The sequence below is a fragment of the Pseudomonas sp. BIGb0176 genome, from assembly GCF_024810175.1.
Classification (GTDB): domain Bacteria; phylum Pseudomonadota; class Gammaproteobacteria; order Pseudomonadales; family Pseudomonadaceae; genus Aquipseudomonas; species Aquipseudomonas protegens.
Genome location: NZ_JANUEC010000001.1, coordinates 1736588 through 1756826, shown reverse-complemented (window position 1 = coordinate 1756826; position 20239 = coordinate 1736588). Strand labels below are relative to the sequence as shown.

The following is a 20239-nucleotide window of genomic DNA, read 5'->3' as shown; positions in this document are numbered from 1 at the left end:
ATCTGATTAATGTTTATTTAAAACAATGAGTTATGTGTGTTTTCCGGAATGAGGACAGGCCTCGATCAACCAATTGCCGCCTTGTTGAACACTCGTTTAGTATGGCCCTCACGTCACCTCCCTCACGCCAACCACAATAATTCGAGGACGCACATGACCCCTTCATCGTCGCTGCTCAGCCGGGTCGAAGCCGGCGTAGCCTGGATCACCCTCAATCGCCCGGAGCAACGCAACGCCCTGGACATCCCCACCCTCAAGCAACTGCATGCCTTGCTGGAGCACTGCAACAGCGACCCGGCGGTACGGGTGCTGGTGCTGACCGGCAGCGGCCGCAGTTTCTGCGCCGGGGCCGATCTGGCGGAATGGGCCGAAGCCGAGGCCCGCGGCGCCCTGGAAAGCTACGGCTGGACCGAAACCGCCCACGCCTTGATGACCTGCCTGCACAGCCTGGACAAACCCACCATCGCCGCCATCAACGGCACCGCCGTGGGCGCGGGCATGGACCTGACTCTGTGCTGCGACCTGCGGGTGGCGGCGCAGTCGGCGCGCTTCAAGGCCGGCTACACCAGCATGGCCTACTCGCCGGACGCCGGGGCCAGCTGGCACCTGCCGCGCTTGATCGGCAGCGAACAGGCCAAGCGCCTGCTGTTCCTCGATGAGTTGTGGAGCGCCGAACGCGCCCTGGCCGCCGGTTTGGTCGGCGAGGTGTGCGCCGACGAACAACTGATCGGCAGCGTCAGCGAGCTGGCGGCGCGCCTGGCCACGGGCCCGACCTTCGCCTTTGCCCAGACCAAGAAGCTGATCCGCCAGGGCGCCGATCGCAGCCTGGCGCAGCAACTGGCCGCCGAACTGGCCGCCGGCCTGCTCTGCGGGCGCAGCGCCGACGGCGCCGAAGCCCTGCGTGCCGTCAGCGAAAAACGCCCGCCACGTTTCCAAGGGTTGTAGGGGCGGTCGGGCGGCGTTCCGCTTGCCGGCGAAAGGGCCCCTGGGCCATGTGCCCATTTTGTAGGAGCCGGCTTGCCGGCGAAGGCGCCCGCAAGAACAGCGCCTGATTCAAGGGCCCGTTCGCCAGCAAGCTGGCTCCTGCGGGAAGGTGTTTTTCGCCAGATCGTCCTGCCAGATCACTCGTTTTTTTTTGCACCGTCAATCACTCACAGGTAGCGCCATGAATTTCCAACTCAGCCAAGAACAAGAAATGTTGGTGGACGCGGTTCGCAGTTTTGTCAGCAAGGAGTTGCTGCCCCACGAAGAGGCGGTGGACCGCGCCGATGAGGTCAGCGCCGACCTCGCCGGGGAGATCCGCAGCAAGGCCATCGCCGCTGGCTTCTATGCCTTCAACATGCCGGAAGAAGTGGGTGGCGGCGGCCTGGACTACCTGTCCCAGGCGCTGATCGAGCGTGAGCTGGCCAAGTGTTCCTGGGCCCTGCATGTGTTCGTTGCCCGGCCTTCGAAAATCCTCATGGCCTGTACCGGCTCGCAGATCGGCGACTACCTGCTGCCCTGTGTGCAAGGGCGCAAGGTCGACTGCTTCGCCCTGACCGAACCCGGCGCCGGTTCCGATGCCAATGCGATCAAGACCCGCGCCGTGCGCGACGGCGGCGACTTTGTGCTTAACGGCAGCAAGCACTTCATCAGCCACGCCGGGCATGCGGATTTCGCCATTGTCTTTGCGGTCACCGGCACCTATGAGCACAACGGCCGCCAGCGCAACGCGGTGACTTCGTTCCTGGTGGATCGCGACACCCCGGGCCTGACCATCCGCCGTGGCCCCAAGTGCGTGAGCAACCGTGGCTACCACACCTTCGAGATGTTCTTCGACGACTGCCGGGTACCGGCCAGCAAGGTGCTGGGAGAGGTGGGCAAGGGTTGGGAAGTGGCCAACGCCTGGCTCACCGCCGGGCGAGTGATGGTCGCCGCCAACTGCGTCGGGCAGGCCCAGCGCGCCCTGGATGCCTCCTTGCAATGGGCGGCGGATCGCAAGCAGTTCGGCCAGGCCATCGGCAGTTACCAGGGGGTGTCGTTCAAGCTGGCGGACATGGCCACGCAGATCCGCGCCGCCGAGCTGCTGACCCTGCACACCGCGTGGAAGATGGACCAGGGCAGCATGACCGACGGCGAGGCCGGGATGGCCAAGCTGTTTGCCAGTGAAGTGCTGGGCCGGGTCGCCGACGAGGCGGTGCAGATCTACGGCGGCATGGGCCTGATGGACGAAGGCCCGGTGGAACGCATCTGGCGCAATGCGCGGATCGAGCGCATCTGGGAAGGCACGTCGGAGATCCAGCGCCACATCATTTCCCGTGAACTGCTGCGGCCGCTGATGCGCTGAGCGCCCTGGAGAATTGCCGTCATGTCCCAGACTTTGCGTGACAATCTCAAGCGCCTGCTGGCGCCCCGGCATCTGGCCTTTGTCGGCGGGCGCAGCATGGCCCGGGCCCTCAAGCGCTGCGCCGAAGGCGGTTTTGCCGGGCCCATGTGGCTGGTCAACCCGCAGCATGCCGAGCTCGATGGCGTGCCGTGCGTGGCCAGCATCGAACAGCTGCCCTGCGGCCCGGATGCGGTGTTCGTCGCCACCAACCGCGAGCTGACCCTGACCTGCGTCGCGGCGCTGGCGGCCAAGGGCGCCGGCGGGGCGATCTGCTACGCCTCGGGCTTTGCCGAAACCGGCGCCCAGGGCCAGGCCCTGCAACAGCAACTGCTCCAGGCCGCGGGCGACATGGCGCTGCTGGGCCCCAACTGCTATGGCCTGCTGGACTACCTGCACAGCGCCGCGCTGTGGCCGGTGGCCCATGGCGGTCAACCCGTGGAACGCGGGGTGGCAGTGCTGACCCAGAGCGGCAACTTTGCCTACAACCTGTCCATGAGCGACCGCTCGCTGCCGGTGGCCTACATGGCGTCGGTGGGCAATCAGGCGCAGCTGGGCATTGCCGAACTGATGGACGTGCTGCTGGACGAGCCGCGGGTGACCGCCATCGGTCTGCACCTGGAAGGCCTGAAGAACGTGCCGGGTTTTGCCCGGGCGGCGCATAAAGCCCTGGAGAAGGGCATACCCATCATTGCCCTGAAGACCGGGGTGTCGCAGATCGGCGCCGAGCTGGCCTTGAGTCACACCAGTTCGCTGTCGGGATCGGACGCGCTGTACGACGCGCTGTTCCAGCGCCTGGGGGTGATCCGGGTCAGCGGCCCGGTGAGTTTTGTCGAAACCTTGAAGGCCGCCTCCTGCGGGCAGTTGCCGGCTGGCCCGCAGCTGATGGCCCTGGCCTGTTCCGGGGGCGATGCCGGGCTGATCGCCGACTACGCCGAGCGCAACGGCCTGCAGTTGCCCAAGCTGGATGCCGGGCAATGCGCCGAGCTGGCCCAGGTGCTGCCGGGCTACGCCAACCTGGTGAACCCGCTGGATTTCACCACCGCCATCTGGGGCGACGCCCAGGCCCTGCAAGTCATGCTCGACACGGCCCTGCGTACCGAGGCCGACAGCGCCATGCTGGTGCTGGATTACCCGGCCGAGTTTACCGGCGAGCGCAAGGAATGCGACCTGCTGCTGGAGCTGTTCTGCGCCGCGTTGCAGCGCCACGGCAAGCGCGGTTTTGTCACTTCGGCCTTTCCCGAGCTGCTGCCGGCCAGTGCCCGCGAGCGTTTGCACGGCCATGGCATTCCCGCCTTGCAAGGCGTGGAGGACGGCCTGGCGGCCTGGGGCCGGATCGTCGCCTATCAACAGCGCCGTCCGGCACTGCTGGCCCTGGGGGAGTCGGCCCTGGTGCCGCTGTGCCCGCAGGCCCTCCACGGCGCCAGCGTGCTGCTGGACGAGTGGCAGTCCAAACAGGCCTTGCGCGGCTTCGGCCTGAGTATCCCGGACGGTGTGCTGAGCACCCCCGAGCAGGCCCTGAGCGCGGCGGCTGCTGTCGGTTATCCGCTGGTGCTCAAGGCGGTCAGCGCGCAGTTGCCGCACAAGACCGAGGCCGGGGCGGTGGCCCTGAATCTTAAGGACCCTGAAGCCCTGAGCGCGGCCCTGCGCCTGATGCGCACGCGGATCGCCGAGCATGCGCCCAGCGTGGCTTTTGAGCGGGTGTTGCTGGAGCCCATGGCCGCGCCGCCCCTGGCGGAGCTGATTGTCGGCATCAAGCGTGAGAACGACTTCGCTCTGGCCTTGGTGATCGGTGCTGGCGGGGTGCTGGTGGAACTGCTCAAGGACAGTCGCAGCCTGCTGCTGCCCACCACCGAAGGGGCGATCCGCCAGGCCCTGCTCAGCCTGCGCAGCGCCGCCTTGCTGCAAGGCTTTCGCGGGCGCCCGACGGCTGATCTTGAAGCCCTGGTGGCGGCCATTGGCGCGGTGGCGGACTACGCTTGCGAACACGCCGGGCAACTGCTGGAACTGGATGTGAACCCATTGTTGGTCGGTGCCCAGGGCACCGTCGCGGTCGATGCGTTGATTCGCCTTGGCCAGGCTTGAGGAGAGAGACATGCACGATCAGACCTTGACCGGTGGCCAGGCCCTGGTGCGGCTGCTGGCCGGCTACGGCGTCGACACGGTGTTCGGCATTCCCGGGGTACACACCCTGGAGTTGTATCGCGGGCTGCCCGGCAGCGGCATCCGCCATGTGCTGACCCGCCACGAGCAGGGCGCGGGCTTCATGGCCGACGGTTACGCCCGGGTCAGCGGCAAGCCCGGGGTGTGTTTCGTCATCAGCGGCCCGGGGGTGACCAACGTCGCCACGCCGATTGGCCAGGCCTATGCCGACTCGATCCCGCTGCTGGTGATTTCCAGCGTCAACCACAGCGCCAGCCTGGGCAAGGGCTGCGGCTCGCTGCACGAAACCCAGGACCAGCGGGCGATTACCGCGCCTATCACCGCCTTTTCGGCGCTGGCCCTGAGCCCGGAAGATTTGCCGGAGCTGATCGCCCGGGCCTTTGCCGTGTTCGACAGCGAGCGCCCGCGCCCGGTGCACATCAGCGTGCCCCTGGATGTGCTGGCAGCCAAGGTGGCCCGGGACTGGACCGGTGAAGTGCGGCGACGCCCCGCTCGCGGCCCGGCTGCGGCGGCAGATATCCAGCAAGCGGCGGACAAACTGCGCAAGGCCAAGCGGCCGATGATCATTGCCGGTGGCGGCGCGCTGCACGCCGCCGAGCAACTGCGGGTCCTGAGCACCCGGTTGGGCGCGGTGTGTTTCAGCAGCGTTGCCGGCAAGGGCCTACTGCCGGAGGAGGCGCCACTGAACGCCGGGGCGACCTTGTGTGTCGAGCCTGGCTGGCAGTTGATCAGTCAGGCCGACGTGGTGCTGGCGGTAGGCACCGAGATGGCCGACACCGACTATTGGCGCGAGCGCCTGCCGCTGAACGGCGAGCTGCTGCGCCTGGATATCGACCCGCGCAAGTTCAATGACTTCTACCCGTGCTCGGTGGCCTTGCACGGCGATGCCCGGGCCACCCTGGACGCCTTGCTCCAGGCCTTGCCACCCACACCGGCCGAAGCGGGGGCGGCGATTCACGCGGTGGCCGATCTGCGCCAGGCGCTGCAGAACGGGCAGGGGCCCTTGCAGCAGATTCACCGCTCTATCCTGCAGCGCATTGCCGCGGAGTTGCCGGAGCACGGCTTTATCGCCAGCGACATGACCCAGCTGGCCTACAGCGGCAACTACCTGTACCCGACCCGGGCGACCCGCAGCTGGCTGCATCCCACCGGCTACGGCACCCTGGGCTACGGCTTGCCGGCGGGCATCGGCGCCAAGCTCGGCGCCCCCGAACGTCCCGGGCTGGTGCTGGTGGGCGACGGCGGTTTTCTCTACACGGTGCAGGAACTGGCCACGGCGGTGGAGGAGCTGGACGGCCCGCTGGTGGTCTTGCTGTGGAACAACGACGCCCTGGGGCAGATCCGCGATGACATGCTGGACCTGAACATCGAGCCCATTGGCGTGCTGCCGCGCAATCCGGATTTTGCCGCCCTGGCCCGGGCCTTTGGTTGCAGCGTCAGCCAGCCCGCCAGCCTCGATGAGTTGCAACAGGAACTGCGCGAGGGCTTTGCCCGCAATGGCGTGACCCTGATCGAACTCAAGCACGCCTGCGCGCGCTGACCATCCCTTTTTCCTGGAGCTTGTGCATGCGCTTTTCTCGACTGACCCAACGTATTGCCGGAGACGGCGCCGCCGCCTGGGACATTCATTACCGGGCCCTGGCCAAGCGCGAACGTGGCGAGGAAGTCTGGTTGCTGTCGGTGGGCGACCCGGATTTCGACACCCCGCAACCCATCGTCCAGGCGGCCATCGACAGCCTGCAGGCCGGCCACACCCATTACGCCGATGTGCGCGGCAAGCGCGCCTTGCGCGAGGCCATCGCCCGCCGCCATCAGCAGCGCAGCGGGCAAGTGGTGGATGCCGAGCAGGTGGTGGTGCTGGCCGGTGCCCAGTGCGCCCTGTACAGCGTGGCCCAGTGCCTGCTGGACCCGGGGGACGAAGTGATAGTGGCCGAGCCGATGTACGTCACCTATGAAGCAGTGTTCGGCGCCTGCAATGCCCGGGTGGTGCCGCTGCCGGTGCGGGCCGAGGACGGCTTTCGGGTGCAGCCCGAGGCGGTGGCCGCGCGCATCACCGGCAAGACCCGGGCCCTGGTGCTCAACAGCCCGCACAACCCCACTGGCGCGAGCATTCCCCGAGCCACCTGGGAGGCCCTGGCGGCGCTGTGCATCGAACATGACCTGTGGCTGATCTGCGACGAGGTCTACAGCGAACTGCTGTACGAGGGCGAGCATGTCAGCCCGGCCAGCCTGCCGGGCATGGCCGAGCGCACCGCGACCCTCAACAGCCTGTCCAAGTCCCATGCCATGACCGGCTGGCGCCTGGGCTGGGTGGTGGCACCGACGGCCCTGGCCGCGCACCTGGAAAATCTCGCCCTGTGCATGCTCTACGGCTCACCGGAGTTCATTCAGGACGCCGCCGTGGTGGCCCTGGAACAGCCCTTGCCGCAACTGCAAGAGATGGCCCAGGCCTATCGCCAGCGCCGGGACCTGGTGTGCGACTGCCTGGCCGATTGCCCCGGTGCCCGGCCGTTGAAACCCGATGGCGGCATGTTCGTCATGGTCGATATCCGCGCCACCGGGCTCAGCGCCCAGGCCTTCAGCGAGCGCCTGCTGGATGAGCAGGGCGTCTCGGTGCTGGCTGGCGAAGCCTTCGGCCCCAGCGCCGCCGGGCATATTCGCCTGGGGCTGGTGCTGCAAGCGGATGACCTGCGCGAAGCCTGCCGGCGCATCGCCTTGTGCGCCCGGCAGTGCCTGGCCGAACGCGATGCCCCTGTTACTGTGCAACCTGTCTGAGGAAGCTTCATGAATGTGTTGATCGTCCACGCCCACCCCGAACCGCAATCCTTCACCGCCGCCTTGCGTGACCAGGCCCGCAGCACCCTGGACGCCCAGGGGCACCAGGTGCAGGTCAGCGACCTGTACGCGATGAACTGGAACCCGGTGGCCAGCGCCGCGGATTTTGCCTCCCGGGACAACCCGGATTACCTGGTGTATGCCCTGGAACAGCGCCTGGGGGTGAAGAACCAGAGCATTGCCGCGGATATCCAGGCCGAGCTGGACAAGCTGCTGTGGGCCGACCTGTTGATCCTCAACTTCCCGGTGTTCTGGTTCTCGGTGCCGGCCATGCTCAAGGGCTGGATCGACCGGGTGCTGGTGTCGGGGGTGTGTTATGGCGGCAAGCGTTTCTATGACCAGGGCGGGCTGGCGGGCAAGAAAGCCCTGGTGACCCTGACCCTGGGCGGGCGCGAGCACATGTTCGGCGAAGGCGCGATTCACGGCCCGCTGCAGGACATGCTGCGCCCGCTGCTGCGCGGCACTTTGGCCTATGTCGGCTATGACGTGCTGGAACCCTTCGTGGCCTGGCACGTGCCCTACATCAGCCAGGAGGCTCGCGAAGCCTTCCTGCACAGCTACCGCCAGCGCCTGCAGCACCTGGCGGACGACCAGCCCCTGGTCTTCCCGCGCCTGGACCAGTTCGACGAAGCCCTGTACCCCTTGCCGGCCTGAAATCCCCACCGCCGATACGCCTTCCTCCGTAGGAGCCGGCTTGCCGGCGAACAGGCCCTTGAGCCTTGTGCTGCTCTTGCGGCCGCCTTCGCTGGCAAGCCAGCTCCTACATGGGCATTCCCGGCGATAGGGCGTTCTTCGGGGGCGCTGCGCAGGCTGGCCGTTAGGGGCGCGGGCTGGTCCACGCCGCGGGGTTGACCAGGTTCGGTGGGCGCTGGCCGGCCAGGGCCGCCAGGAGGTTGTCCACTGCGCAGCGGGCCATGGCTTCGCGGGTTTCGTGGGTGGCCGAGCCGATGTGCGGGGTGGCCACGACGTTGGGCAGTTGCAGCAGCGGGGAGTCGTGGTCCAGCGGCTCGCGTTCGAAGACGTCCAGCCCGGCGCCGCGAATCCGCCGTTGTTGCAGGGCTTCTATCAGCGCCGCTTCATCCACCACCTTGCCCCGGGAAATATTGATGAAGATGCTTTCGGGGCGCATCAGGGCGAACTCCCGGGCGCCGATCAGGCCCTGGGTGCGTTCGGTCAGGGGCAGGGTCAGGCAGATGAAGTCGGCTTCCTCAAGCAGTTGCTCCAGGCTCCGGTACTGGGCATTGAAGCGTTGCTCCACCGCGGGCTTGGGCCGGGTGCTGTGGTAGATCAGCGGCATGCCGAAGCCGAAATGCCCGCGCTGGGCCAGGGCTTCGCCGATGCGCCCCATGCCGATGATGCCCAGGGTCTTGCCGTGGACATCCGTGCCAAAGTGCGCCGGCCCGATGTTGCGCTGCCATTGCCCGGCGCGCACCAGGTTGGCCAGTTCCACCACCCGCCGGGCGGTCGCCAGGATCAGCGCGAAGCCGGTGTCGGCGGTGGTCTCGGTGAGCACGTCGGGGGTGTTGCTGAGCAGGATGCGGCGCTGGGTCAGGTAGTCGATGTCATAGTTGTCGACCCCCACCGAAACGCTGGCCACCGCCCGCAACCGGGGCGCCAGGTCCAGCAGTTCGGCGTCCAGGCGCAGGCTGGCACCCAGCAGCCCGTCGGCGCTCGGCAGCGCCTGGCGCAGGGCATTCAGCCCCGCCGCGTCGAGGGTTTCGATCAGGGTCACCTGCGCCTGCTCCTGCAGGCGCGCCATCAGCGTTGGGGAGAGTTTCTTGTACAGCACCAGGTGTTTTTTCATGGGGTTCTCTAGACCGTTTCAAGGGTGGGCCAGGCGCCGGCGCAGGGGCAGGGCCTTGGCCTGCGGCTGGTCGGCACCGGGTTTGAGCAACAGGGTCAGCAGTACCGAGAGCAGCAGCGCGCCGCTCATCAGCAGGTAGGAGGCGCCGGGGGAGCCGGTGGCGCTGTTCAGGTAGCCCACCAGGTAGGAGCCGCCGAAGGAACCCAGGGCGCCCATGCTGTTGATCAGGGCCATGGCGCCACCGGCGACGTTGGCCGGAAGGATCTCCGGGACGATGGCGAAGAATGGCCCGTAGGGCGCGTACATGCAGGCCCCGGCGATCACCAGCAGGCTGTAGGACCACCAGAAGTGCTCGGCCCCCAGCAGGTAGGAACCGTAGAAAGCGATGGCCGCCACCAGCAGCGGCGGCCAGACGAAGCGCTTGCGCTTCTGGGTGCGGTCCGAGCCCCAGGACACCACCAGCATGGCGATCACCGCCGCCAGGTAAGGCAGGGCCGAGAGCCAGCCGGCTTCCACCATGTCCATCTGCGCGCCGTGCTTGAGGATCGACGGCAGCCACAGGACAAAGCCGTAGACCCCGATGCTCCAGCAGAAGAATTGCAGGGCGAGGATGATCACCTTGGGCGAGCGGAACGCCTCGGCGTAGTTCTTCACCGCCTTGATCCCTTGCTGTTCGGCGGCCAGGGCACTTTCCAGGTCACGTTTTTCGTCCTGGCTCAGCCACTGCGCCTGGCTGGGCCGGTCATCGGCCAGGCGCCACCAGATAAAGGCCCAGATCACCGCCGGCAGGCCTTCGATGATGAACATCCAGCGCCAGCTGAAGTGCTGCACCAGGTAGCCGGAGACCACCGACATCCAGAGCATGGTCACCGGGTTGCCGAGGATCAGGAAGGTGTTGGCCCGGGAGCGTTCGGCGCGGGTGAACCAGTGGCACAGGTACACCAGCATCGCCGGCATCACCGCGGCCTCTACCACCCCCAGCAGGAAGCGGATGCCGATCAGCATGTAGGCGTTGGCGACTATCCCGGTGAGGGTGGCCAGGCCGCCCCAGAGGATCAGGCTAACGAAGATCAGCTTCTTCACGCTGCGCTTTTGCGCGTAGATCGCCCCGGGCACCTGGAAGAAGAAATAGCCGAGGAAGAACAGCGCCCCCAGCAGCGAGGACAGGCCGGGGGTGATCTGCAGGTCGTCGGCCATGCCCGAGGCCGCGGCGAAACCGTAGTTGGCGCGGTCCAGGTAGGCCAGGCTGTAGGTGATGAAGACGATGGGCATGATGTACCACCAGCGGCGGGTGGCGAGTTTGAGCGTGTCCATGAAAGTTCTCCTGAGCTTGTTGTTTTTGTCGCAGCAGGTGGTTCGTGGTGTTCGGTCACTGCAGGAGCCGGCTGGCCGGCGAAGGGGCCCTCGGGGCATGTGTCGCCGGGCGGGCGTCTTCGCTGGCAAGCCAGCGCCTACAGGGCGCTGGCGGTTTTCAGGCTGGGTGTGTGCTCCGGTAGTTCGTGGCGCAGGGGCAGGCCTTCCATGTCGCCACGGCTCTGCACCGCGCGGCTGCCGATCCAGTTGGCCCGCTGCACCGCTTCGAGGATGCCGCGGCTTTCCAGCAGGGCGCTGATCAGGCCCACGGCAAAGCCGTCGCCGGCGCCTACGGTGTCCACCACCTGGGCCACCGGCACGCCCTCGACGAAGCCGGCATCCAGCTGGGTGCGGTAGTAGGCGCCGTGGGCGCCGAGCTTGATCACCACGGCTTCGGCGCCCTGGTCCAGGTAGAAGGCGGCGATGTCCGCCGGGTCGTCACGGCCGGTGAGCAGGCGGCCTTCGGCGAGCCCCGGCAGTACCCAATGGGCCAGCGCCGCCAGGCGGTTGATCTCGCGGATCATCAGCGCTTCGCTGGGCCACAGGGCGGGGCGCAGGTTGGGGTCGAACGACACGCTGTGCCCGGCGCTGCGCTGGGTGTGCATCAGGTGGCCGGACAGCTCTCGGGCCGAGTCCGAGAGCGCCGGGGGAATGCCGGTGGCGTGCAAGTGGCGGGCCCGCAGCAGGGCCGGGTCGAGGTCGCCTATGGCCAGGTGGCTGGCCGCCGAACCGCGGCGGAAATACTCGACCCGCGGGTCGTCGCCGCCGTCTTCCCGGGACTTGAGCTGAAAGCCGGTGGGATGGATCGGGTCGCAGCGCACGAAACGGCAGTCCAGGCCTTCGGCGCGCAGGGTGTCGAGCACGAAGCGCCCCAGGGAGTCGTTGCCTACCCGGCTCAGCCAGGCCACCTTGAAGCCCAGGCGTGCCAGGCCGATGGCCACGTTGCTGTCGGCCCCGGCGATGCGCTTGTGGAAGTGCTGGACCTGGGCCAGGTCGCCGCCGTGTTCGGCAACGAACATCGCCATGGTTTCGCCGAACGAGAGGATATCGATATCAGGCATCTGCATGCTCCAGGCGCGATTGGCCAAGGTGGGCCAGCAGGCTGACCTGCTCGGTGGTCACTTGCAGCAGGTCGGTGCCTTGCAAGGGGTATTCCACGGCCCGGGTAATACCTTGAGTCATGTGCCGCAGCAGTTGTTCCCATTGATGCAGCTCCGGGGCGCCGGGCGGTATGGCCACCAGCTTGCCGTCGACCCGCAGGCGCACCGCCTTGCAGTGCACGTAGGCCACGTGCCGGCCCAGCAGGCGCGCGGCGTTGAGCGCCGATTGCTCCTGCCATTGCCAGTTGCCGATGTCGAAGGTCATGCGCAGCGGCAGGTTCAGCGCCTCTACCGCGCTGAAAAAGCGCTGGAACGGCTCGATGCGCCCGCCGTGGGCGGTCTGGTCGTTCTCCACCAGCAGGGCCAGGGGCTGGCGAAACAGCAGGGTGGCCAGGCTGCGCAGGTCGTGGTGTTCGCGAAAGTGCCCGAGGGACACCTTGAGCCGCTTGGCGCCGAACTCCCGGGCCCGTTGCAGGGTGGCGCTCAGTTGCGGGTTGGGCTCGCTGCGCTCGGCCTGCCACAGCTCCAGGGGCGAGGAAAACACGCTTTCCAGGCCGTGCTCCGCAGCGCTGCGGGCCAGCTCGGCGGGCTGCTCATGGGTCAGCAGTTCTTCGCGCCATTCGATGCAGGACGCGCCGGCGGCGGCGACCAGGGGAATGAAATGCGCCTGACCCTGTGCGCGCACAAGGTCTGCGCCGTAGCTGGACAAACTGATGGAGACGGGGGATTGCTGCATGTTCCTGACCTCTGAAACCGGTTTCATTTTTGTTCGAGAAAAAAGTGGTGGGTCTTGCCCTCACCGTTACAACCGGGTGGAGCCGCGCACGATCAACTGCGCCGGAAAATCCACCACTCGCGCCGGGGCATCGTCGCCCCGCAGGCGCTTGAGCAGGCATTCGAAGGCACTGGTGCCTATGGCTTCGGTGGGCTGGGCCAGGGCCGTGATGCCATTGCCCACCAGGGGGTACCAGTCCAGGTCGTCGAGGGCGATCAGGCCCACGCCTTCGAACAGCGGGCACTCCAGCTCACGCAGGGCGCGGGTGGCGGCCAGGGTCGCCACGCCGTTGGCGCAGAACAGCGCCTTGGGCCCGGGGCCGGGGGCGGCGAGAAAGGCTTGCAACTGGCTGGTCAGGTGGCTGCCGGTTTCCAGCAGTTGGCCGCGCAAGGCCGGACGGCGCTCGATCTCGGCCTGGAAACTGGTGCTGCGCTCCAGCCGCGAGCTGGTGCCGTCATGGGGTTCGCTGACCAGCAGCAGGTCGCGATAACCCTGCTGTTGCAGGTGGTCGAGGGCGCTGCGCACCGCCGCCGGGTTGTCCAGGCCCACCAGGTCGGCCTGCAACTGCGAGAGCTTGCGGTCCACCAGGACCATGGGCATCTCTTCCTGCAATTGCTGCAACTGTTCCAGGTGGTGGCCCAGGGTGTTCACGATCAGGCCTTCGATGTTGTAGGCCCGCAGGTTGGCCAGGTGCCGGGCTTCCTGTTCGTCGTCGCGGTCGGTGTTGCACACCACCAGGCTGTAGCCGTGCTGGCGGCAGGCGGTTTCCACGCCATGCATCACGGCAATCGAATAGGGGTTGCGGATATCGGCCACCAGCATGCCGATCAGGCGGGTGCGCCCGCGCTTGAGGCCGCGGGCCATCTGGTTCGGGCGGTAGCCCAGTTCGCTGATGGCCTGATCGATGCGCAGGGCAATGGCATCGGAGAGCAGGGCCCGGTCCTCGCCGATAAAGCGCGACACGCTGGCCTTGGAGACCCCGGCGCGGCGGGCGACATCGAGCATGGTGACGCGGCTGCGCTGGGCGGCGGAAAACTGATTCACGGGCGACGACCTTGTTTTTGGAATTATGGGTTCCAGTTGCGATGAAACCGGTTTCAGGAAACCGCAAAAGCGCTTCGGCCGTCAATAGTGCAGAGGCAGGAAATAGCATCCACGCAGGTCGGTGGCTGACCAACGGTCGCGTTCAGGGGCGGCCCAGGTGCTGTTCCAGGTAGGCCAGCAGGGCGCTGTACAGGGCGTCCACTTCAGGGGCCAGGCCCCTGGCACGCAGGCAACCGTGCACCAGCCCCAGGCCCGGGTAGAGCTGGCTTTGCCCACCGGCTGCGAGCAAGTGCTGGTGATAACGCTCGCCGTCATCGCGCAGCGGGTCGAACTGTGCCAGGGCGATAAAGGCCGCGGGCAGGCCGGCGAACTGTTGCGCCAGTAGCGGCCGGGCATAGGCCGAGCGCTGCTGCGGGCCGGGCAGGTACAGGGCCTGGAAACAGTCCAGGTCGCTGCTGCTGAGCAAGGGCGCGTCGGCGCACTGGCTGCGCGAGGGCAGGTTGGCGGCGCCACCCAGGCCGGGGTAGACCAGCACCTGGGCCGCCGGCCCGGGTTCGCCGGCATCGCGCAGGGCCAGGCACAGCGCCGCCGCCAGGTTGCCGCCGGCGCTGTCGCCCATCAGCACCCGGCGCTGCGGGTCCAGTGGCAGGGGCAGCAGCCCTTGTTCCAGGGCCCGCCAGACCCCCAGGCAATCGTCGAAGGCGGCGGGGAACGGGTGCTCCGGGGCCAGCCGGTAGTCCACGGCGATCACCAGTATTCCCAGCTCGCTGGCCAAGCGGGCGGTGATGAACTCGTGGGAGTCCAGGCCCCCCAGCACCCAGCCGCCGCCGTGCAGGTACAACAGCCAGGGCCAGCCCGAAGGCGCAGCCGGGCGCTCGGGGTGATACAGGCGCAGTGGCACCCCGGAAAGTTGCAGCTCCTGTACCGCCAGCCCGGCAGGGCGAGGCGGGGTGAAGGCCCGGCACATGCGCTCGTAGCTGTCGCGCAGGCCCTGGAAGCTGCTGTCGACGCTGGTGTAGCTCAGGGTTCGCTGGACAAAGGCCGCCAGCTCGGCAGAAAGCGGGTAATGGTTCATGGACAGTCCTGGAGTGTGGGAGCCGGCTTGCCGGCGAAGGGCCCGTGAGACCGCCTGCGCCGGCAAGCCGGTTCCTGCAGAGGGGGCTACAGGCTCGCTTTGACCGCTGCCACGCCATCGCGGCCGTCGAAGGTGGTCACCCCCGCCAGCCAGCGCTGCAGGTCCTCGGGATGCTCGCGCAACCATTGCCGGGCCACCTCCTGGGGCGATTGGCGCTGCATGATGGGCACCATCAGCTGGCTTTCCTGGGCTGCGGTGAAGCTCAGGTTCTTCAGCAGCCGGTCGACGTTGGGGCAGCGCTCGGCATAGTCCGGGGCGGTCACCGTGGACACCGTGGCCGCGCCTTCGTTGGGCCCGTACACGTCCTCGCTGCCGGTGAGGTAGGTGATGGGAAGGTTGATGTTCATCGGGTGCGGGGTCCAGCCGACGAACACCACGAACTCCTTGCGGTTGATCGCCCGCTGCACTGCCGCCAGCATCCCGGCCTCGCCGGACTCGATCAGCTTGAAGCCCTTGAGGCCGAAATGGTCGGTGTCGATCATGGTCTTGATCGTGGTATTGGCGCCGCTGCCGGGTTCGATGCCGTAGATCTTGCCCCCCAGCTGCTCCTTGAAGCGGGCGATGTCGGCGAAGGTCTTCAGGCCCGCTTGCGCCACGTAGTCCGGCACTGCCAGGGTCGCCTGGGCATCGGCCAGGCTGGGCTGGGCCATGACCCTGACCTGCCCGGCGGCCAGGAAGGGAGCGATGTTCTGGTCCATGGCCGGTTTCCAGTAGCCGAGGAAGATGTCCAGGCGCCGGTCGCGAATGCCGGCGAAGATGATCTGCTGCACCGCGCTAGTCTGCTTGCTGTCGTAGCCCAGGCCGCCGAGCAGCACGTCGGCCATGGCGCTGGTGGCGATCACGTCGGTCCAGTTGACCACGCCCATGCGCACGGTCTTGCAGGCGGCGGGCTCGGCGGCCCAGGTCGGGGCACTCAGCAGGGCGCTGGCGCAACAGGCCAGGAAACAACGCTTGAACGGTGTTTTCATCGGAGGCTCTCGTGGGGCAGTGGTTTTTGTTCGGGGCGGCGTCTTGTTGCGCCGTGTGCGCCACCCTACAGCGCCCCGGTGCCGAGCCAAAGGCACTGGAGCGACCGCCCGTTGCACTGTGGCGACCTCAGGCCCACAGGCTCATCCAGGTGGATGCCAGCAACAGCAGGGCCATGCCCCGATTGAATGCCTTCAGCGCCTGGGGCGAGCGTAGCCAGCGCGCCGAACCGGCCCCCAGCAGTGCCCAGGCGCCCAGGCACGGCAGGGCGATGAGGAAAAACACCAGGGACAGCCACAGCGCCCGCCACTGTCGGTCGGCCTCGGTACCGGCGAACACGCTGACCACCGCCAGGGCCATCATCCAGGTCTTGGGGTTCACCAGTTGCAACGCGGCGGCGCCGGCCAGCCCCAGGCGGCGCGGCTGCCCGGCACTGGCATCCAGGGCGCTGGCCGGGGCCTGCCAGATCTGCCAGGCCAGGTAGCTGAGCCACAGCAGCCCGAGCCACTGCATGGCCTGCTGCACCTTGGGCCTGCCGGCGAGCCAGTCGCCCAGGCCGGCGCCCACCAGCAGCACGATCCCGGCCGCGGCCAGCGCTGCGCCGAGGATGATCGGCGGCGCCGCCCGCAGGCCATGGCGGGCGCTGTTGTTCAGCACCAGGATATTGGTCGGCCCCGGGGTGATGGAGGCGACAAAGGCAAACAGCACAAAGGGCAGCAGGGTCGAGAGAGACAGGGGCATGGCGGGCAACTTTGGGAAGTGATCGGCAGTTGATCCTGGCCCAGTTGCTTTCAGGCGTCTGGAAGCTTTGTGCAGCGCTTGCGATACAACGCCGGGCTCAGCCCGTAGGCACGCATGAACCAGCGCCCCAGGTGGCTCTGGTCGGCAAAGCCCAGGGCCGTGGCGACCTCGGCCGGCGCTGCGCCTCCGGCCAGCAGGCGGCGTGCCCGGCTCAGGCGCAGTTGCACCAGGTAGGCATGGGGTGGCAGGCCGAAGGCGGCCTTGAAGGCGCGGCTGAGGCGAAAGCGGTCGACCCCGCAGGCCTGGCTCAGGGCTTCCAGGCTCAGGTCCTGGGCCAGGTGCGCATGCAGGTAGTCCCGGGCCCGTTGCGCCACCAGCGGCAGGCGCGGGTCCTGGGCGTAGCGCCGGCGCCAGTGCAAGTGCCCGGTCAGTTGTTCCAGCAACTGGTCCAGGGCGCTCTGGCGGACGATGCGCAACTCGCCATGGTGCAGGCTGTGAAAGGCCGCGCTGGTGGCCCGGGCCAGGCGCGGATCGCTGGCCAGGGTACTGCCGAATGCCAGTTGGGCATTGGCCGGCGCCTCGGCGAACAGCGCCCCCAGTTCGCGCTCCAGCCACTGCGGGTCGAGGTACAGCATGCGGTAGGTAAAGCCGCCCTCGGTGGGGGCCTCGCCGTCGTGGATCTCCCCCGGTTCCAGCAGGAACACCTTGCCCGGTGTGCTCTGGTGCCGGGCCCGGCGGCAGTTGAACTGCTGCACCCCTTGCTCGGTGACGCCCACCAGGTAGCTGTCGTGCCAGTGCGGGTCATAGGCGTGGCCGGTGAAGTGGGCCCGCAGGGTCTCAATGCCGGTGTCGGCATCCTGGGCCAGGTCGATCCAGTTGGGCGTGGTCATGGGGCGGTCCGTGGGGCGTGGCGGCAACCCTGGCAGTTAACGCCGGTGCCAGGGCTGGGGTCTAGAAGTTTTGTGCAGCCTCAACTGAACAGCCCGGCGGCGATATTGATCGAGAAACCGAGGATTGCGGTGTTGAACAGAAAGCCGATCAGCGACTGGGCGAGGACGATCTTGCGCAGCTCGCGGGTGGCCACGCCGACGTCCGAGGTTTGCACCGCCACGCCGATGGTGAAGGAGAAATACAGGAAGTCCCAGTAGTCCGGGTTGGTCGGGCCTTCGGCAAAGCGCAGCGCCGGTTCCTTGCCGTCCCAGGTGTAGTACAGGCGCGCGTAGTGCAGGCTGAAGATCACCCCCACCAGCAGCCACGAGCCAATCACCGTCAGCCCGGTGAAGCCGTAGTGGACCAGGCGCTGGGTGCTGTCCAGGTCCTTGCTGCCCACCAGCTCCAGGGTGATCGCCACCAGGCTGGCAATGGCCGCCACACAGACGATCAACAGCACCAGGCCGGCGTTTTCATCCTCGGCTTCGGCGATGCGCCTGACCTCATCGGCGCGAGCCCGAACGGTGAGCCAGAACATCAGTGCCAGGTAGCTCCAGACAGCGGCGTTCCAGCCAATGAGGATCTTGCCGGTCAGGGTCTGGGCAGGAGCGAGCAGACCGATGGCGCAGCCGATCAGGACGCCGATGGTCAAGCGGGGGTGGGTGCGGATGACGACGGACATGGGCATTTTCGCGAGAGTGGAAGTGGCCAAACCTTAGCATGGCGCCTGGCTCCCGGGCCTGCCCGAATCACGGAATGGCGAACGTGCATCCGCGTCCCCGGCCGGCTTCGAATTCAGGCCGGTGGGGCAGGCTGCTATCAGAACTGATAAGTGAAGGCTGTCTGAATGCCGGTCACATCATTGCCACCTGGTTGCTGCGCCCAGAACACGCCCGTATGCACGGCGCTGTGTTCGTTCAGGGCATAGCTCACTCCCGTGCCGGCCCCCAGGCGAGCGTCGTGCTGTTTTCCGGCCTGGTAGGTGTAGCGCCCCAGGTACTCCATTTGGGCTTGAAAGGCATCGCGCTTGTTGCGCAGGTCCTGGGTCAGTTCCAGGTTGGCACTGAGTTCCAGCTGCCGGGTGAGCTTTTTGGCGCCCCGCACACCGAGGTTCAGGCTGGTGGTCGTGCGGCCCATTTTCGCGTAGCTGGCTGCAAACACCGCGCCACTGTTTTCACGATAGCCCTGGCGGCTGACCTGAGTCTGGCTGAGGCCCAGATACGGCGTCAGGGTCATTGCATTGAGCATCACGCCGTAGGCGCCTTCGATGCTCAAGGACTTGCCGCGCAGGCTCGAACGTCCTTGGCCGGCCTCGGTGTAAGCCAGTTGTTCGCGTGTGATATCGACCTTGGAAGACACATAGGCTGCGGCCACACGGCCCTGCCAACCCAGCCCGTGGCCTGTTTCATCAACGGCGGCGAAGAGGGCGACCGCCGGTGCTGCCGACCCTGCCTTGGTGTAGTTGTCCGGCAGTTGCCGATCGAGGTCCTGATCCAGGGTCACGCCAAGGCGCAGATGCTCGGTGGGACGAACCCCCAGGGTCAGGCTCATGCTGGTCTGCCTGGCCACGCCGTTGCGGCTGTAGCTTGGGCCCACACCGATACAGAACGAGCCACTGTCGATCTGGCATTCCTGGCTCATCAATCGAGCCAGTTGTTCGCTGCGCAAATCGAGCATCCCCCAGGCCCGATTGGCGTTCTTGGCCATGGCGGTGCGGGTGTTGTCCAGGTCGACAAGGTGGGAACCTGTTTCGGTGATTTTCCATAGCGCGGCGTGCATGGCTCCTTCACCCGTAAGGCTGAGGCCCACGACAACATTGCCGTCAGCGGAGACGCCGGTCGCCGCTGACGTTTCACCGCCCAGGGTGCCCAGGTCGACCATGCCGCTGGCATCGGTGTGCCGGAATGCATGGACATAGCCAGTGGCCGTCGCGGCTACACCTACGATGACGCTACCGTCGGAGGAAGTGCCATAAGCGAAGGAATCGCCACCCCAGGAGTCCAGGCCGACCATGCCGGCAGTGTCAGTGTGCTTGAACGCTTGAGTGCCGCCTGTAGCTGTCTGGGCCATTCCCACGACAACATGGCCGTCAGCGGAGATGCCGAATGCCTGTGAGGTCTGCCCTCCCAGGGTGCCCAGATCGATCATGCCGTTCGCGTCGGTGTGCTTGAAGGCGTGTTGCGTGTCTGTGCTGGCATCGATATCAGCGTATCCCACGACGATGCTGCCGTCCGCGGACACGGCGGTGGCAAAGGAGTAGCCGCTGTTGCCCGCATCCAGGGTGCCCAGATCGATCATGCCCATCGCATCGGTGTGCTTGAACGCACGATAGTCGCCATTGGTGGTAGTCGAATCGCCTACGACAACGGAGCCGTCAGCGGACACGCCCGTAGCCTGTGAGGTAAGTCCTCCCAAGGTGCCCAGGTCGATCATGCCGGTGGCGTCGGTGTGCTTGAAGGCGTGAGCGTTGTTACTGGAGACGCCGGCGAACCCCACGACCACCTTGCCATCAGCGGATGCGGCCTTGGCGTAGGATTGAACGCCACCCAGTGTGCCCAGATTGACCATGCCGGTCGCATCGCTGTACTTGAACGCATATTGATTGCCGTTCGCGAACGCAGTGCCGACGATGAAATGGCCGTCAGCCGATACGCCATAGGCTACCGAACCATCAGCGCCCAAAGAACTCAGGTCGATAGTAAGGTCGGCACAAGACTGTGCTGAATAAATCATTCCATAGATCAGTGTTAATGCGGCTGTTGCAAAAGGCGATTTCAATGTAATGAACCTGGCGATAAAGGAAATGATTACAGCGGCCTGAGTAATGGAAGTTTTTTATGGGCGAGCAGGCTACTGCCGAGGTAAAGGCTTGGTTTACGCAGTGATGAGGGCGTGATGCCCGGATGGCTTGGGGTTTGGGGCCGGGCGGGGCGCGATGGCGTGAGTCGAAGTTGTCTTGCTTACATGCGGGTAGTAACTGGGTGTTTAACTAATCGCTGTGTTGGATATGAACTTTGTGTGTCGAATTAGT

17 protein-coding genes are annotated in these 20239 nt (G+C 66.7%); 6 read left to right on the top strand and 11 right to left on the bottom strand.

Annotated features, from left to right (window positions below):
* Positions 1-153 precede the first annotated feature (153 nt).
* The 6 genes from M2395_RS07365 (at position 154) to M2395_RS07340 (ending at position 8014) form a co-directional block, all read left to right on the top strand.
* On the top strand, positions 154-945 hold the full coding sequence (locus tag M2395_RS07365; protein WP_077934005.1) for an enoyl-CoA hydratase/isomerase family protein: 792 nt from the start codon (positions 154-156) through the stop codon (positions 943-945).
* Between the two features lie 220 nt (positions 946-1165).
* The gene (locus M2395_RS07360; RefSeq protein ID WP_011061007.1) at positions 1166-2326 is read left to right on the top strand and encodes an acyl-CoA dehydrogenase family protein; all 1161 of its coding nucleotides are present in this window, start codon (positions 1166-1168) and stop codon (positions 2324-2326) included.
* 21 nt (positions 2327-2347) lie between these two features.
* Positions 2348-4447 carry an acetate--CoA ligase family protein gene (locus M2395_RS07355; protein WP_123430884.1) on the top strand — a complete coding sequence of 700 codons (2100 nt, stop codon included), beginning with the start codon at positions 2348-2350 and terminating at the stop codon, positions 4445-4447.
* A 10-nt stretch (positions 4448-4457) separates the two neighbouring features.
* Entirely contained in the window at positions 4458-6065 is a 1608-nt protein-coding gene (locus M2395_RS07350) for a 5-guanidino-2-oxopentanoate decarboxylase (protein ID WP_123430883.1), read from the top strand.
* 26 nt (positions 6066-6091) lie between these two features.
* On the top strand, positions 6092-7300 hold the full coding sequence (locus tag M2395_RS07345; RefSeq protein ID WP_019093507.1) for a pyridoxal phosphate-dependent aminotransferase: 1209 nt from the start codon (positions 6092-6094) through the stop codon (positions 7298-7300).
* A 9-nt stretch (positions 7301-7309) separates the two neighbouring features.
* Complete coding sequence (locus tag M2395_RS07340; RefSeq protein WP_123430882.1) at positions 7310-8014, top strand: NAD(P)H-dependent oxidoreductase; 705 nt, start codon at positions 7310-7312, stop codon at positions 8012-8014.
* Positions 8015-8177: 163 nt separating this feature from the next.
* Here the strand turns inward: M2395_RS07340 and M2395_RS07335 are convergent, their stop codons facing one another.
* The 11 genes from M2395_RS07335 to M2395_RS07285 form a co-directional block, all read right to left on the bottom strand.
* Positions 8178-9164 carry a D-glycerate dehydrogenase gene (locus M2395_RS07335; protein WP_011061011.1) on the bottom strand — a complete coding sequence of 329 codons (987 nt, stop codon included), beginning with the start codon at positions 9162-9164 and terminating at the stop codon, positions 8178-8180.
* Between the two features lie 18 nt (positions 9165-9182).
* Complete coding sequence (locus M2395_RS07330; protein ID WP_123430881.1) at positions 9183-10478, bottom strand: MFS transporter; 1296 nt, start codon at positions 10476-10478, stop codon at positions 9183-9185.
* A gap of 137 nt (positions 10479-10615) precedes the next feature.
* Positions 10616-11578, bottom strand: a complete 963-nt coding sequence (locus M2395_RS07325; protein ID WP_072442076.1) for a sugar kinase — start codon at positions 11576-11578, stop codon at positions 10616-10618.
* A complete protein-coding gene (locus tag M2395_RS07320) occupies positions 11571-12353 on the bottom strand; it encodes a sugar phosphate isomerase/epimerase (protein ID WP_011061014.1) in 783 nt (260 codons plus the stop codon). The genes M2395_RS07325 and M2395_RS07320 overlap by 8 nt, the downstream gene beginning before the upstream one ends.
* Before the next feature lie 66 nt (positions 12354-12419).
* A complete protein-coding gene (locus tag M2395_RS07315) occupies positions 12420-13436 on the bottom strand; it encodes a LacI family DNA-binding transcriptional regulator (RefSeq protein WP_123430880.1) in 1017 nt (338 codons plus the stop codon).
* A gap of 142 nt (positions 13437-13578) precedes the next feature.
* Positions 13579-14511 (bottom strand): alpha/beta hydrolase, encoded by a 933-nt coding sequence (locus tag M2395_RS07310; RefSeq protein ID WP_072442069.1) that lies wholly within the window; start codon positions 14509-14511, stop codon positions 13579-13581.
* Positions 14512-14597: 86 nt separating this feature from the next.
* Entirely contained in the window at positions 14598-15539 is a 942-nt protein-coding gene (locus tag M2395_RS07305; RefSeq protein ID WP_015635412.1) for a choline ABC transporter substrate-binding protein, read from the bottom strand.
* Positions 15540-15666: 127 nt separating this feature from the next.
* Positions 15667-16278: a LysE family translocator gene (locus M2395_RS07300; protein WP_015635413.1), complete on the bottom strand. Its 612-nt coding sequence runs from the start codon at positions 16276-16278 to the stop codon at positions 15667-15669.
* A 50-nt stretch (positions 16279-16328) separates the two neighbouring features.
* Entirely contained in the window at positions 16329-17168 is an 840-nt protein-coding gene (locus tag M2395_RS07295) for an AraC family transcriptional regulator (protein ID WP_015635414.1), read from the bottom strand.
* Positions 17169-17248: 80 nt separating this feature from the next.
* The gene (locus tag M2395_RS07290; RefSeq protein WP_041752210.1) at positions 17249-17890 is read right to left on the bottom strand and encodes a DUF1345 domain-containing protein; all 642 of its coding nucleotides are present in this window, start codon (positions 17888-17890) and stop codon (positions 17249-17251) included.
* A gap of 137 nt (positions 17891-18027) precedes the next feature.
* The gene (locus M2395_RS07285) at positions 18028-19941 is read right to left on the bottom strand and encodes an HAF repeat-containing protein (RefSeq protein ID WP_123430879.1); all 1914 of its coding nucleotides are present in this window, start codon (positions 19939-19941) and stop codon (positions 18028-18030) included.
* Positions 19942-20239: the final 298 nt, after the last annotated feature.